The 15247-nt window shown below is 61.0% G+C and carries 12 protein-coding genes; 1 reads left to right on the top strand and 11 read right to left on the bottom strand.

Features of this window, described 5'->3' with window-relative positions; all coding sequences use genetic code 11:
* Window positions 1-336 precede the first annotated feature (336 nt).
* The 10 genes from ASE94_RS01735 to ASE94_RS01690 form a co-directional block, all read right to left on the bottom strand.
* A complete protein-coding gene (locus tag ASE94_RS01735; protein ID WP_062628936.1) occupies window positions 337-2364 on the bottom strand; it encodes a methyl-accepting chemotaxis protein in 2028 nt (675 codons plus the stop codon).
* Between the two features lie 248 nt (window positions 2365-2612).
* Window positions 2613-4679, bottom strand: a complete 2067-nt coding sequence (locus tag ASE94_RS01730) for a methyl-accepting chemotaxis protein (protein ID WP_062628935.1) — start codon at window positions 4677-4679, stop codon at window positions 2613-2615.
* Between the two features lie 199 nt (window positions 4680-4878).
* On the bottom strand, window positions 4879-6279 hold the full coding sequence (ahcY, locus tag ASE94_RS01725) for an adenosylhomocysteinase (protein WP_061911756.1): 1401 nt from the start codon (window positions 6277-6279) through the stop codon (window positions 4879-4881).
* Between the two features lie 92 nt (window positions 6280-6371).
* The gene (locus ASE94_RS01720; protein WP_082460744.1) at window positions 6372-6878 is read right to left on the bottom strand and encodes a DUF2937 family protein; all 507 of its coding nucleotides are present in this window, start codon (window positions 6876-6878) and stop codon (window positions 6372-6374) included.
* 53 nt (window positions 6879-6931) lie between these two features.
* Complete coding sequence (locus ASE94_RS01715; RefSeq protein WP_062628934.1) at window positions 6932-8752, bottom strand: glycosyltransferase family 2 protein; 1821 nt, start codon at window positions 8750-8752, stop codon at window positions 6932-6934.
* A gap of 7 nt (window positions 8753-8759) precedes the next feature.
* The gene (locus ASE94_RS01710; protein WP_062628933.1) at window positions 8760-9407 is read right to left on the bottom strand and encodes an acyl-homoserine-lactone synthase; all 648 of its coding nucleotides are present in this window, start codon (window positions 9405-9407) and stop codon (window positions 8760-8762) included.
* Window positions 9408-9497: 90 nt separating this feature from the next.
* Entirely contained in the window at window positions 9498-10214 is a 717-nt protein-coding gene (locus ASE94_RS01705) for a LuxR family transcriptional regulator (protein ID WP_062628932.1), read from the bottom strand.
* A gap of 109 nt (window positions 10215-10323) precedes the next feature.
* Window positions 10324-11325: an Hsp33 family molecular chaperone gene (locus tag ASE94_RS01700; protein WP_082460775.1), complete on the bottom strand. Its 1002-nt coding sequence runs from the start codon at window positions 11323-11325 to the stop codon at window positions 10324-10326.
* Between the two features lie 198 nt (window positions 11326-11523).
* On the bottom strand, window positions 11524-12456 hold the full coding sequence (gene argF, locus ASE94_RS01695) for an ornithine carbamoyltransferase (protein ID WP_061911752.1): 933 nt from the start codon (window positions 12454-12456) through the stop codon (window positions 11524-11526).
* Window positions 12457-12635: 179 nt separating this feature from the next.
* Window positions 12636-13835: an aspartate aminotransferase family protein gene (locus ASE94_RS01690; protein WP_062628931.1), complete on the bottom strand. Its 1200-nt coding sequence runs from the start codon at window positions 13833-13835 to the stop codon at window positions 12636-12638.
* A 362-nt stretch (window positions 13836-14197) separates the two neighbouring features.
* On the opposite strand from ASE94_RS01690, the gene ASE94_RS01685 reads away from it, so the two are divergent.
* Complete coding sequence (locus tag ASE94_RS01685) at window positions 14198-14767, top strand: GcrA family cell cycle regulator (RefSeq protein ID WP_061911750.1); 570 nt, start codon at window positions 14198-14200, stop codon at window positions 14765-14767.
* A gap of 59 nt (window positions 14768-14826) precedes the next feature.
* Here the strand turns inward: ASE94_RS01685 and ASE94_RS01680 are convergent, their stop codons facing one another.
* Window positions 14827-15099: a hypothetical protein gene (locus ASE94_RS01680; RefSeq protein WP_062628930.1), complete on the bottom strand. Its 273-nt coding sequence runs from the start codon at window positions 15097-15099 to the stop codon at window positions 14827-14829.
* Between the last annotated feature and the right edge of the window lie 148 nt (window positions 15100-15247).

The raw sequence follows: 15247 nt of genomic DNA, 5'->3' as shown, positions 1-15247 counted from the left end.
GGAATCGATCCGGCGCCATAGACTGCCCTCGCTTCTTTTATTGTTGCAAGTCCGGCCTATGCGGCCGGTACGCGTGCACTGAAACTGGCGCCTGAACGCGGAAAGATCCCTACTGGGATTCCAAGGTGCCCCCGAGCCGGTAACGTGTCCCCCGCGACCGAATCGCCCCAACATAACGAGGGTATGAATCGCGAAAAAGAGTCTTCATGGCTGTGCTTTGCGGGCAAAGCGCTAAGGAAGCGCTTGACGGAGAACGAACTAGAAACGTTTTGTTAACCATTCGCGCCAAAGCAGAAACAATGCGGGCCGGATACGCTCCGGCCCGCTCTAATCGGTCTAGAACTCAGACCAATCATCCTTGAGTGCGGTATTGCCGCTGGTGAGATAGGCAGAAGCCGCCGCCTTCACCTTTGGTGCGGCCTTCGCCGCGACCGGTGCTGGCCGGGCTCGGCTGACGGGGCTGCGTTGCTGCACCCCTTCGATGTGGAAGACATCGACAATCCGGTCGAGTTCGCTCGCCTGGTTCTCAGTCTGCTCGATCGCGGCGTTCACCTCTTCAACCAGCGCCGCATTGTGCTGGGTCATTTCGTCCATCTGGCGGACGGCGGTGTTGACCTCGTCGATCGCGGAAGCCTGTTCGCGGCTGGCGCGCGCGATATCGTCGAGCAGCGCTGTATTGGCGCGGAGCCCGTCCATCATGGCATTGAGCTTGCCAGCGGCATCGGCCACGAGCTTCGAGCCCGAGCCGACCTCCTGCGCGCTCTGCTCGATCAGCGCCTTCACCTCGGACGACGCCTGAGCGGCGGACTGAGCCAGACGGCGGACTTCGACGGCAACCACCGCAAAGCCCTTGCCCGCTTCGCCAGCGCGTGCCGCTTCCACAGAAGCGTTGAGCGCAAGCAGGTTAGTCTGGAAGGCGATATCGTCGATCATGCCGATGATGTTGGAGATCTTCGAGGAAGACTGGGTAATCCGCTCCATCGCCGAATTGGCCTGATCCATCACCGCGCCACCCTCTTCGGCTGAACGTGACACGACGCTCGCCTTCTGGCTCGCATCCGACGCCTTCTTGGCGTTCTCGGTCACGGTCTGGGCAAGCTGCTCCATCGAGGCCGAGGTCTCTTCGATGGTCGCTGCCTGACGCGTTGTGCGCTCGGAAAGATCATTGGCGCCCGAAAGAATTTCGCTCGTTGCCGATTTCAGCGTGCCCGAGGTCCCGCGCAACTGGTGGATCACATCGCTGAGCTTGTCGGCTACGAGGTTGACGTCGGTCTTGAGCTTGCCGAAAGCGCCGCGATGCTCGCCATGCATGCGCTGGGTGAGGTCGGCCTGAGCCATGGCGCTAAGTACAGTGCCGGTTTCGGTCAGGCCGCGATCGACGCTGTCGACGAGATCATTGACCGAAGTTGCGAGGCCATTGAGTTCGGCGTCCGGGAAAGTCGCGGGGACGCGCTTCGAAAAATCACCATCGAGCGCGGAGTCGACGACATTGCCGAAGGCCTGCTGCAGCTCCATCATCATGTCCTGGCGCGATTCCTGGTCACGGATGATGCGGGCTGCTTCTGCCTCGGTCATTTGCGACATTTTCATGCCATTCTCGCGGAAGACTTCGACGGCCCGTGCCATGGCCCCGATTTCGTCCGTGCGATCGGTCCCGATCACCTCGGTCTCGAACTTGCCGTCGGCGACCTTATCCATGATGCCGGTGAGGCGAACGATTGGGTTGGTAATGGTGCGCGCCAGAAGGAAGGCCACGGCCGAAACCACCAGCGCCACAATAAGGCCGATGATCCCCATCTCGACATAGCTGCTGCGGGCGGCGGCGGCGAGATCGTCGGTATAAACGCCGGTGCCGATCACCCAGCCCCAGGGCTGGAAAAGCTTGATATAGGAGAGCTTGGCGACGCCTTCGGTGTCTGCCGTTCGTTTCCAGTGATAATCGACAAAGCCCTGGCCATTGGCCTTGGCCACGTCGACCATTTCGCGGAAGATGAACTTGCCGTTTGTGTCGGTGGCTTCGAGCTGGCTGACATTAACGAGGTCGGCGCGGATGGGGTGCATGATCATCACGCCATCGGTGTTCAGCACGAACATATATTCGGTGCCGCGATAGCGCAGGTCCTGCAGCGCTGCGAGCGCGGTAGCCTTGGCCTGATCTTCGCTGATTTCGCCCTTTTGGGCGCGTTGATATTGGCCATTGGAAATCGCGTCGGCCGCTTCGATCAGCGCCTGCAATTCGCCGCGACGGGCCTCTTCGCGCGTGGCGTTGATCTGTTGAACGCCGGTCACGCCCATGATCGTCAGGGAGACGATCGCCAGGGCCACAAGCAAATAGATGCGGCCTACAATCTTGAGTTTGAACACTGTTGCCTTCCTAATCCTTCTGGACACCGCGGGGGACCGCGGCAACGAGGCAAACCGGTTCAATGGGGCGCAGTTGGGCACCGCGCCACACTATCCTTCGTTGTGCCCCCGCACTTTGGGGTCGTGGCTTCTGCTCCACTTCTCCTAAACTTAGGTTAGGGGAAACACGGTAAAGACTTCGCTACACCGCCCAAGGAAAAGGGCCCCGTAGGGCCCTTTGATTGCTGATTTGTGACAGCGGAAACACTTCAAAATTCGGACCAATCGTCCTTGAGTGCCGCATTGCCATTGGTCAGGTAAGCCGAGGCTGCCGCCTTGACGCGCGGAGCGGTTTTGGCAGCGGGCGCCGGGCGTGCCTGGGACGGGCGCTGAAGGCTCGTTTCGATGGTGAAGACATCGACGATCCGGTCGAGTTCGCTCGCCTGATTTTCCGTCTGCTCGATCGCGGCGTTCACTTCCTCGACGAGCGCCGCATTGTGCTGGGTCATCTCGTCCATCTGACGAACGGCAGTATTGACCTCGTCGATGGCCGACGCCTGTTCGCGGCTGGCATGCGCGATATCGTCTAGGAGCGCGGTATTGGCGCGCAGCCCTTCCATCATGGCGTTGAGTTTGCCCGATGCGTCCGCGACGAGCTTGGAGCCGGAGCCGACTTCCTTGGCGCTCTGCTCGATCAGAACCTTCACCTCGGAAGAGGCCTGCGCAGCCGATTGCGCGAGACGCCGGACTTCGACGGCAACCACCGCAAAGCCCTTGCCCGCTTCACCAGCCCGCGCCGCTTCCACAGAAGCATTGAGCGCCAGAAGATTGGTCTGGAAGGCGATGTCGTCGATCATGCCGATGATGTTGGAAATTTTCGAGGAAGACTGGGTAATCCGCTCCATGGCCGAATTGGCCTGATCCATCACCGCGCCTCCCTCTTCGGCCGAGCGCGACACGACGCTGGCCTTCTGGCTCGCATCCGACGCCTTCTTGGCGTTTTCGGTCACGGTCTGGGCAAGCTGTTCCATCGAGGCAGAGGTCTCCTCGATCGTCGCCGCCTGACGCGTCGTACGCTCGGAAAGATCATTGGCGCCCGAGAGGATTTCGCTCGTCGCCGATTTCAGCGTGCCCGAGGTGCCGCGCAACTGACCGACGATATGGGTCAGGCGATCGGCGACTTGGTTGACGTCGGCCTTGAGCTTGGCAAAGGCGCCGCGATGCTGGCCATCCATGCGGCAGGTCAGGTCGGTATTGGCAAGTGCGCTGAGCACAGTGCCCGTCTCGCTCAGCCCCTTGTCGACGCTATCGACCAGGTCGTTGACCGAGGTGGCAAGCCCATTGAGTTCGGCATCGGGGAAGGTCGCGGGAACGCGCTTGGAAAAATCGCCATCGATGGCGGAATCCACCACATCGCCGAAGGCGCGCTGCAGCTCGACCATCATCTCGCGCCTGGCCTCCTCGTCGCGGATGATGCGGGCGGCTTCCGCCTCGGTCATCTGCGCGATCTTGAGGCCGTTCTCGCGGAAGATGTCCACGGCCTTGGCCATGGCTCCGACTTCATTGTTGCGATGGGTATAGGGTACTTCGGTTTCGAGCGCGCCCTGACCGATGCTGGTCGTTGCCTGCGAGAGCTTGAGCACCGGGCGGACGAAAAGGCGCGCCATCAGCAGTGAAAGACCGCCAATGATCAGCATGGTCAAGCCGCCGATGATCGCGAGAAGCCGCAACGTACTCCCGATCACGCCATTGATCTTGGCCTGTTCGATGCCGACGTAAAGAATGCCTACCACCTTGCCTGCGGTGTCGACGATCGGCTGATAGCGCACGTAGTTGGGCACGCCCAGCACGTCGGCCGTCCCGCCATAGGCAGTGCCGCCGGAAACGACGGGGAATACCGAACCCTTGGGATCGAGCGGCGTACCGATGGCGCGTTCGCCACTGGCCAAAAGAATATTGGTCGATTGCCGGATGAATTCGCCCGTCGCGGGGTCGAGCGCGAAGATCGTTGCCTTGTTGCCGGTGACGCGGACAATGCTGTCGATCAGGTCGTGGCTCGCGATAGCGGGCATGGCCGGAACGGTGACGGCGCCGATCGTGCCGTCAGTATTCCAGGAAATTTCTGTTTGAGGGAATTCGGCGCGGAACAGGGTCGATGTCAGGCGGATGCCTTCACGCAGCGATTCTTCAGCCGTCCTGTGGGCATCGCCCGCTAGGCTCGCATAGACAGCGCAGACTACGGCGATGATGGCGATGAATATGGCGCCGATCACCAGAGCGGAAATGGAGGTTGTCAGCTTGATGCTGTGGAAGAAGGATTTGGTCGCTCCGCGCATGGCGTGGGGTGCCCTGTTTGCTTGTGTTGTCGTCCTCCCAACCGCAAGATAGGCAAAGAAGGTTAACGAAGGCCGCTGGCCTTGGGAGATTTCCGTAATGACAAGTGCTTAGCGCAACCCCAAGCCAAATCTTTGAAAAACAACGGCAAATAGAAAAGCCCGCCGAAGCGGGCTTAGCTTTTGGTCTAGGTCGAAGAGATCAGTAGCGATATTCGTTCGACTTGAACGGGCCGTTTTCGCTGACGCCGATGTAGTCGGCCTGGGTCTTCGAGAGCTTGGTGAGCTTGGCGCCAAGTTTGGCGAGGTGCAGTTCGGCGACCTTTTCGTCGAGGTGCTTGGGCAGAACATGCACCTTCTTTTCGAGCTTATCACCCTGCGTCCAGAGTTCGATCTGAGCCAGCGTCTGGTTCGCAAAGGATGCCGACATGACAAAGCTCGGGTGACCCGTCGCATTGCCGAGGTTCACCAGGCGCCCTTCGGAGAGAAGGATCAGGCGCTTGCCATTGGGCTGCTCGATCAGGTCGACCTGCGGCTTGACGTTGGTCCACTTGAAGTTGCGAAGGCCCAGAACGTCGATCTCGTTGTCGAAGTGGCCGATATTGCAGACGATGGCCATGTCCTTGAGGTTGCGCATATCGTCGACCATCAGCACGTCACGGTTGCCCGTGGCAGTGACGACGATATCGGCGCGGTGCGCTGCATCCTCGAGGGTGACGACTTCAAAGCCTTCCATGGCGGCCTGCAGGGCGCAGATCGGATCGACTTCGGTGACGAGCACGCGGGCGCCCGCGCCCCGGAGCGATTCAGCCGAACCCTTGCCCACATCGCCATAGCCGCAAACGATGGCGACCTTGCCGGCCAGCATCACGTCGGTGCCGCGACGGATGGCGTCAACCAGCGATTCACGCGTGCCGTACTTATTGTCGAACTTGGACTTCGTGACCGAGTCATTGACGTTGATGGCGGGGAACGGCAGCTCGCCCTTGGCATGGAGCTGATAGAGGCGCATCACACCTGTCGTCGTTTCTTCCGAAACGCCGCGGATCGCATCGCGGATCTTGGTGAAGAAGCCCGGCGATTTGGCGAGGCGGCGCTTGATGGTGGCGAAGAACACTTCCTCTTCTTCGCTGCCAGGCTTGTCGAGGACGGAAATGTCCTTCTCGGCCTTGGCGCCGGTGAGGATATACATGGTGGCGTCGCCGCCATCGTCGAGAATCATGTTCGGGGTCGAACCCGGCCAATCCATCATGCGATCGGTGAAATCCCAGTATTCTTCGAGCGTTTCGCCCTTATGGGCAAAGACCGGAATGCCAGCGGCGGCGATGGCAGCGGCAGCATGGTCCTGGGTCGAGAAGATGTTGCACGACACCCACCGCACTTCGGCGCCGAGAGCCACCAGCGTCTCGATGAGAACGGCGGTCTGGACGGTCATGTGGAGCGAGCCGGCAATGCGAGCGCCACGCAATGGCTGGGCTGCCGCATATTCCTCGCGGATCGACATCAGACCCGGCATTTCGATCTCGGCGATCGTGAGTTCCTTGCGGCCGAAATCGGCCAGCGAAATGTCCTTGACCGCATAGTCGGTCGATTGGAGCGTCATGCTCGGTCTCCGGAAGGTTTTTTTTGCGTTGCCTTTCCTATACGCAAGCAGGCCCTCGCGTTCAACCGCACATATAAAGGAATGTTTATATCCTATGAACGATAGACGACGCGCCGGCGGCGAAAGGGCAGGCTGCAGAACCGGATCAGCGCCGAAAGAATGATATAGCCGAGCGCAAAACCGGTGCCCGCATAGAGAAGTCCTTCGGCCGTCACCGGCATAGCGGGCTTGTAGTTTTCGAGCGTCCGGCGACCGATATCGGTGTCGAGATAAGCGGGCAGGTTGCGAAGGCGCTCCAGGGGATCGGCTCCGGCGATGCGTTGCAGCGTCGCGTTCAGCTCGGCATAGCGGCCAAAGGTGCGCTCCATGCTGCGGCCGCGATCGGCGAGAAATGTATCGGTCGATGACTGGTAGCGGCTGAGAGCCCCAACCCGATCAAGCCCGGCCTCGCCGGCCGAGCGATCGAAGTCTTCCGTCATGATGCGCAATTCATCCACCGCCCCGCCAAGGCGCTGGGTATATTGCTGGGCATATTCGGGAAACTGGCTGAGCATCACGGCCAGTCCGACCCCACCGACACCGGCCAACATGCGTCGCATCGATTGCCCTCCCTCACGCAGACCCTGTCAGACGCTTTCGCAACCGGCAAGGTTTACTCGGCCGGAACCTGTCTCGGCCTCATGTCAGAAACGGGGCGATGCGCGGTTTTGATCCAATGGAAGGGTCGCATGGTGAGATCGATGAGCGCTCGCACCGTGGCCCAGGCGATGGCGATCCAATAGATCGGCAAGAACAATTGCCAGCCGAGAATATCCTTCTGCCCTGACCGCAACAGCCCGGCGATCTGCTTTGAGAAGGCAATGCCATAGCCAATGGCGAAGACGGCGAGGAACGAGACCGACCACAGATCGAGCCGGAACGGCTCGAACCGCCCCAAGAGAAGGGCGAGAATGCAGCTCAGCGTAAAGCCGGTGTGAAGGAGCGGCGAGAGGATCATCCCGAGCACCATGATCTCGAAAACGAGAAACCGCGGCAGGCCAAGGTCTTTCAGCAATTGCCTCGGCTGGCGATTGTGGACGAGGAAGGTCTGCATCCACCCCTTCATCCAGCGCCGGCGCTGGCCCATCCAGATGGTCAGGCTTTCCGGCGCGTCCTCATAGGTCACGGCGCTACTGGTGCCGCAATTGAGCCGCCGACGCGCGAGGCGCACGCCAAGATCGGCATCTTCGGTGACATTATAAGCATCCCAGCCGCCCACGGCCCTCAGGCTCGCGAGGCGGAAGTGGTTGGAAGTGCCGCCGAGCGCAATGACGGCGCCCCAGCGTCCGAGTGCGGGCAGGAAGACCGAAAAGAGCCCGGCATATTCCCCGGCAAAAAGCGCAGGCAACCACCCCCGCGCGCCATTGGCGATGACGAGCCGGGCCTGGATGCAATGGAGGTGCGGGGCGCGGCGGAAATGACCGACGATCTGGCGCAATTGCTGCGGCTCGGGCCGATCTTCCGCATCGAAGACAACCACGAACTCACCCCGGCAAAAGGGCAGCGCAAAGTCGAGCGCCTTGGGCTTGGTCAGCGGCAAGGCATGCGGCACCTCGACAAGGCTGAACCGCCCCTTGGGCAAGTGCCGCTGCACGGCCGCCACGGTTTCGGGCGAGCGCTGCTCGACGACGAAAATGATGTCGAGGAGATGGGCGGGATAGTCGAGTTTGAGGAATTCTCGGCAAAGCTGGTCGACCATGTCGGCCTCGTCCCGCAGTGGCACCAGGACGGAATAGACCGGCAAAGCGTCGTTTTCGATTCTCTTCTCGACCACCGGCGCCGCTTTTGGCGACAGCAGCGCCGCCAGGCGCATGAGTGCGGGCAGCAGGATGATCAGCGCCCAGATCGGCATCACCCAGGCCGGCGCCAGATAGGGCGTCAGCACCAGCGCCGCGATGATGGCAACGACAGACGCCGCAAAAGCCATGCGCACGCCAAACGTCAGTTCAAGGCTTGCGGCGGCGCGGGGCCAGTTCCGCGCCAGCGTCTGCCGCGCGCTGTCGATGAGATCTGGTGCCGCGACCCCGGCCAGATATTGCCGCATCGCCGCTGCCGGCACCACACAGACCCGGCGCGTCAAAGCCGGGTCCGCCTCGGTCAAGGACTTAAGCGCCATCAAGCCGCGGAAGTCGGGCGCGGTATAGGCGATATCACGGTCGAGCGTCGTGACCCGCACCATATGGATTTCGGCGAGACGCTCGGTGCGCAAGGGCACGGAGAGATCGCTGCCGACCGGAATGGTCTCGAAATAAGTGACCCCGATATGCTCGGCGCCCCGCTCCAGTGCTTTATTGACGTCGAGATGGAGCGAGAAGGCGGCATGGAGCAGCGGATCGACCTCGGCCAGCATGGCCTCCTCCAAAAGCCGCTGGGCCGTGTGTTCACTCTCCTCCGGCCCGATGATTGCACGCATGAGTGCGAGGGCGCGGGGCATGATGGCCTCAGTGCGCGTAATGCGGGACGGACGGCCCGCGTGTGGGCGGGGAGGCCGGGATGAGCGCGCGTCTCATCCCGGTGGCCCGCCGCACATTGTCGAGGGCATGCTCGGAAACCTCGATCCAGGCGGCGACAGTGGCCTTGCCATCGACCAGAGCGGGTTCACCGAGCGGGGTAATCCTCCATCCCACGGCATTGCCATGCTCCACCATGGAGAGGGAGGAAACGAAGGTGATGAAGGTGAAGCCCTCAATGAGGGCATATTCCATCATCGCGCAGAAAAGAGCTGCAGACTCGGGTGTGCGCCGCCGGCCCTCGCGTCGATCGGGCCGCACATAAAAGCGCGTCCAATCGGCCCCAAGCGAAGGGTCGGCGGGGAGATCGTCTTGCACGAGCCCGCTAAAAACTGTCTGCAGCAAGTTCGGTCGATCAAGCGGCGTCACGCGCGAGCCGCCCACCAATTGGTCGCTCTTGGTGAGCAGAATGTGGGTCGCATCTTCATTGTCGAAGGCATCGACATCGCGGCCATCGGACCGGCGCAAGGCTTGCCAACCCTGTTGCTCGACGAAAATCCTGTGACGCAGGCGGTAATTGTCTTCGAGAAGAGCGGCATGCCTGTCGCTGACCGGTCCGCGCACGATGTGCACCTGCATGCCCCTGCCCCACTTCACCTGCACGGCGAGAATAGTCACGAAGTGGCAGAGCCGAAAATTGTCAGTTTTCCCAATGCCCAAGCGCCGGCACTAGAGCGCGATCAGCTTATGCCGGATGGCTTCGACCACGGTATGGAGGCGATTATTGGTGCCCAACCGGCGCTGGGCGTTTTCGCAATGCTGGTTGACGGTGCGTGCGCTGAGCCCAGTAATCTCGGCAATATCGGCAGCGGTCTTGCCGCTCGCCACCCATTTCAAGACTTCCGCCTCGCGCGGGCTGATGGCCCGGCGTCGCCGATCGGTCTGCACCGTGTTGAGGAACCGCAGCCGGCCATGGGCATAGAGCGCCAGCATATGTAGTTCGAGCCGCTGCTGCTCGCTCAGCCAATCGGTGCGGCCGACGAGCGAGACAACGCCCTGCATCCCGCCTTCAAGATGAACGGGCACGCAAAGCCCCTCATTCATGCCGAAGTCATGCGCCTCGTCCATGACGCGCCGGGCCTGAGGATCGCCTGCGCGATCATAGGGTGCATCCGACCAGTCGAATGGGAGAGTGGTGGCAAAGCAATTGCGCGCCACGGGGTCGAGGTGGACATAGCCGAGATTGGTATAGCGCTTATACCATTCATCGTCCCAGCCCGAGAGCAGGACAAATGGCCGGACATCGACGCCGCGATCGGGAAGCCCGGAGATGATGAAGCGCTCAAAGCCATAGTGCCCGATCGTGTCGGACACCACTTTGTGGATGCCGTCAGCGTCCTCCTGACGCTGCAGCAACTCGATCTTGTTCATCAGATCGGCGTTCACTTGGAAGCGGTCCCTCCAATTGCTCCGTAGCGTCAATTTTGACATGGACCGCAGAAATAGCAAGCTGGGCGACGGCAAGAGAGGAAATTATTTCCGTCGCCCCAGAGATTTAGTGTTTCAGGTTAAACTGATTGGGATTGAAGCGATAAGCGGTCGAGCAGAACTCGCAGACCACCTCGATCTCGCCATTCACCGCCATATCGCCGCGTTCTTCATCGGTGAAATTGGTGGCCAGCATCTCTTCGATCCGATCGGCCGAACAGGTGCAGCGCTCGACAAGCGGCATTGCCGGAAAAACCCGCGCGCCGGTTTCATGGTAGAGCCGGAACAACAGGCGTTCGGGCGAGACTTCGGGATCTGCCAGCTCGACATCGGCAACCGTTGCCAGCATCGAGCGGGCCTCGGCCCAGCCATTGGCTTCCTCGAAAGCCGTATCGCTGGTGTCCGGATTATCGAAATTGCCATCGCCCGGCAGATCGGCCATGCGCGCCATGCCGTTTTCCGGCAAGTGCTGGATCAGAATGCCGCCGGCGCGCCAGCGCGGACGATGATCGCCGCGTATCGACATCTGCGCTACGGCGAGCCGAACCTGGGTCGGGATCTGTTCCGATTGCAGGAAATAGGTATGAGCGACTTCTTCCAACCCATTGCCATCGAGCGCGACGATGCCCTGATAACGCTCGGTATGCGCGCCCTGGTCGATGGTCATGGCGAGATGACCCTTGCCGAGCATATCGGCGGGGCTGGTTCGCCCTTCTTCTGCCCACTTGACCACCATGTCATGATCAAAGCGGGCATAGCCGCGCATCCCGTCGGGCGCGTCGAAATCGACGACGATCAGGTTCACCGGACCATCGGTCTGCGTCTGCAGGATCAGCTTGCCTTCGAACTTGAGCGACGAGCCGATAAGCGCGGTCAGAACGACAGCCTCGCCGAGAAGGCGCGCTACGGGAGCGGGATAATTATGCCGGGTCAGGATCGCGTCGAGCGAAGGCCCCAGGTGCAGGATGCGCCCGCGGGTATCGAGCTTTTCAAGCGTGAACGGCACCACGGCATCGTCGCCAGTCTCGGGGCGATCAAGGCCCATGGCAGAAAGGAAGCTGTCGGTCATTGTCGTCGGTTCCGTGGTCATTCAATCAGGCTTTCAGATAAGGCTACGCCTCAGGAGCAAAACGCGCCACATTCGAAATCAACCACGGCGTCATTCCCGCGAAAGCGGGAATCCCATTCTTCTCAAAAGAATATCCCCGCTTTCGCGGGGATAACGCTGTGGGCGATCGAAGCGGCGGCGCGAAAAGAAAAATCGCGCCTAGTTCGTTTCAACCCCGAAGGCCCAGCACAAAATGGCTTTCTGGGCATGGAGGCGATTTTCAGCCTCGTCGAACACCACCGACTGGGGACCGTCGATCACTTCGTCGGTCACCTCGTCGCCACGATGGGCAGGAAGGCAGTGCATGAAAAGGGCGTCTTTGTTCGCCAAGCCCATCAAATTGGTATTCACCTGATAGGGTTTCAAGACCCGGCGGCGCTCGGCGGCATCGACGTCGCCCATGGACACCCAGGTATCGGCGATGACGAGATCGGCGCCCTCAACCGCCTCGCGCGGGTCCTCGATCAGCCTTGCATATTTGCCCGCCCTAGTGATGTCCTGCATCAAGTCCTTTTCCGGGCTATATTCGTCCGGAACGGCGATAGTCAGTTCGCATTCAAAGAGTTCGGCAGCGTTGACCCAGGAGTGCAGCACGTTGTTGCTGTCACCCACCCAGGCAACCTTGGCGCCCTTGATAGAGCCACGATGCTCTTCAAAAGTCATGAGGTCGGCCATGATCTGGCATGGATGCGCCCGGCGCGTCAGGCCGTTGATCACCGGCACTGTCGCACCTTCGGCGAGCTCGAGCAGATCGGCATGGGAGAGAATGCGGATCATGATGGCGTCGACATAACGGCTCATGACCTTGGCGGTGTCGGACAGCGTTTCCTCGCGCGAAAGCTGCATTTCCTGGCCGGAGAGCATGATGGTCTCGCCGCCAAGCTGGCGCATGCCGACGTCGAAGGAGACGCGTGTGCGGGTCGACTGGCGCTCGAAGATCATCGCCAGCACCTTGTCCTTGAGGAGCTGAGGCCGATCGCCATCCTTCAGGCGCGCCTTGAGCGCACCAGCCTGGTCAAGCATGCCGCGCAATTCGGCATAGGAGAAATCGTCGATAGAGAGAAAATGGTTCGGGGTACCGGTCGAAGACATGGGCCGGGTTCTTTCATGACGCATAAAATGTTGGAGCGGCCGGAGCCACGGTTAATCACTCTGCCCTAGAGGCGGGTCTCCCGAAAGAAGATTCAGGTTCTCGGGAGACCGCTGCTCAGAGAGGCGGAGGAAACAAGCCGCGTCGGCGACGCCCAAAATGATAAAACGTCAGCATGATCTCAGCTCGCTATCGGCGCGGCCTGCGTTTCAGCTTCGATAGCGTCGAAAGCAGCGGCAATCTTGCCCACGGCTTCTTCGATATCGGCTTCCGAAACGATCAGCGGCGGCAAGAGACGCAGCACATTGTCCCCTGCCCCGATCGTGAGCAATTGGTGATCGTCGCGGAGGCGCGTGACCATGTCGCGCACCGGCGTCGAAATCTTGATGCCAGCGAGCAGCCCCTTGCCGCGTAGCTCCAGCACATAGTCGGGATATTTTTGCGCCAATTGCTGCAGGTGCCAGGCGAGACGCTGGCCCATGACATTGACGTTGTCGATAAAGCCGGGCGCCAGGACACGATCGAGCACGGCATTGCCCACCGCCGTCGCCAGCGGATTGCCGCCATAGGTCGAGCCATGTGTGCCCGGGACCATGGATGCTGCGACATCGCCCTTGGCGAGGCACGCGCCGAGCGGAAAACCGCCGCCGATCGCCTTGGCGACCGCGACGATATCGGGCGTGATCCCACTCCATTCATGCGCAAAAAAGCGTCCGGTGCGGCCGAAGCCACACTGCACTTCATCGAGAATGAGCAGCATGTCGTGTTCGTCGCAGAGCGCGCGGAGACCCTGCATGAATTCATTGGTCATGGCGGTCACGCCGCCCTCGCCCTGCACAGGCTCGATGAGAATGGCGCAGGTCTGGGGCGTGATCAGCGCCTTGACGCTCTCGATATCGCCGGGCTTGGCGTGCTTGAAGCCGGGCGCGGCAGGTCCAAAGCCCTGGAGGTAATCGGGATTGCCGCCAGCCGCGATCGTGCCGAGCGTCCGGCCGTGGAAGGAGCCGCTAAAGGCGATAACCTCGAAGCGCTCTTCTTGACCCTTGGCCCAGAAATAGTGCCGCGCGGTCTTGATGGCGCATTCGATCGCTTCGGCGCCCGAATTGGTGAAGAAGACGGCATCGGCAAAGGTTGCTTCGACGAGCCGTTGGCCGAGGCGTTCTTGCTCGGGAATAGTAAAGGTGTTGGCCGTGTGCCAGACCTTGTCCGCTGCAGCCTTGAGCGCGCTGACAAGATGCGGGTCGCCATGGCCAAGCGCATTCACCGCAACGCCGGAATGAAAGTCCAGATATTGCCGTCCATGCTGGTCGAAAAGGCGCATGCCTTCGCCGCGCTCGAACGAAACTTCGGAACGGGCATAGGTGGCATAGAGCGCAGACATGGAAGGCTCCCCTTTTCTTCTTAGGCGGGATGCGAAAAACCGTGGCAAAGGTGCCACACAAATCAAAAACGCTGCTCACTGGCAGCGCCTTGGACGGGGAGAATTAGGCGGGTTTTGGCTGCCAAGTCAACGCTCTCGCGGGCAAGTGCCTGATTTGACTCAATGATTGTTAGCGAAAAATTAACCACTGAATTCGGGGGGAAAAACGGCCCCGACTCTTGATCCTGATTCCGCCGATGGCGTAAGGTCATAGGCATTGGGGACACGATATCTCGTGTGGCGGACCCACTCAGCATACGAGCCGTAGAGTCGAAAGGCTGCCAAGTCACTTTGGCGGCGGAGAAAAGGATTCTAAGTTGACGATGGTTACCGGAGCGCAATCGAATGGCTGGACCGACGATCGCGTCGAACTTCTCAAGAAACTTTGGATGGAAGGCCTGAGCGCCAGCCAGATCGCCGGCGAGCTCGGCGAAGGCGTGACCCGCAATGCGGTGATCGGCAAGGTTCATCGCTTGAAGCTTTCGGCTCGTGCCAAGCCCACCAATACCGCACCACGCACCCGCCCGGCGCCACGTCCCGCGCCGCGCCGGCCTGCCGGTCCCAGCGTCTCGACCAGTGCGCCAAGCATGGCCGCCGCGGCCAAGCCGCGCCCGTCGATGCCGCGTCCGCAGGTCATGGGCGCCACTGCGCTCGCCATGTCGCCTGATATGGAGCAGGAGCTTTACGTCGCTCCCGCGAGCCAGGAAATCTTCATTCCCGAGGACAAGCGCCTGAGCCTCCTGCAGCTCAACGAGCACACCTGCAAGTGGCCGATCGGCGATCCGCTCTCGAAGGATTTTTATTTCTGCGGCCAGCACAGCCTCGAGACCGGCCCCTATTGCGATTTCCACTCGCGCCGGGCCTATCACCAGCTCGACAAGAAAAAGCGCTGATCAGCTAAAAATAAAGGGCGCCGCGAGCGCCCTTTTTATTTGCCTAAAAGCAAACCGCGTTAGCCCAGATTGCTCGAGCGCAAGGGACCTGCGGGATTATCCTTGCCCACGACGACCGGCAGGCCATGGCGCGCGGCAATGACGAAGCGCCCGTCGCGCGTGAGCACCAGCCCACCGGGCGTCAATCGCGCCAATTTGTGGTAGCACAGCGCCCGCTGGATCGACCATTCGATATGGCCCTGCGCGCCCGCCGTCATCGAGACCATCGCCATGCGCTCGGCCAGCGTCAGCTGCGCCCAGGTGATCCGGTCCAGTTTTCCAGAAATACTCATTCAACCCTCCGCCGCAAAGATCCCCCGATTGCGTCCAAACGCGCCATATGCGCTCTGGTTGCGGCGGCAACCCGCGGCGGCTTCGTGCAAAATCCGGGTACCGCTTTTGTTCACGAGCCTTTAAAGTTGCGCCCGGACTGAAAGGGAA

Source organism: Devosia sp. Leaf64 (assembly GCF_001421945.1).
GTDB lineage: Bacteria > Pseudomonadota > Alphaproteobacteria > Rhizobiales > Devosiaceae > Devosia.
Note: the sequence above shows the minus strand (reverse complement) of the source record. Positions and strands in the feature narration are given on the sequence as shown.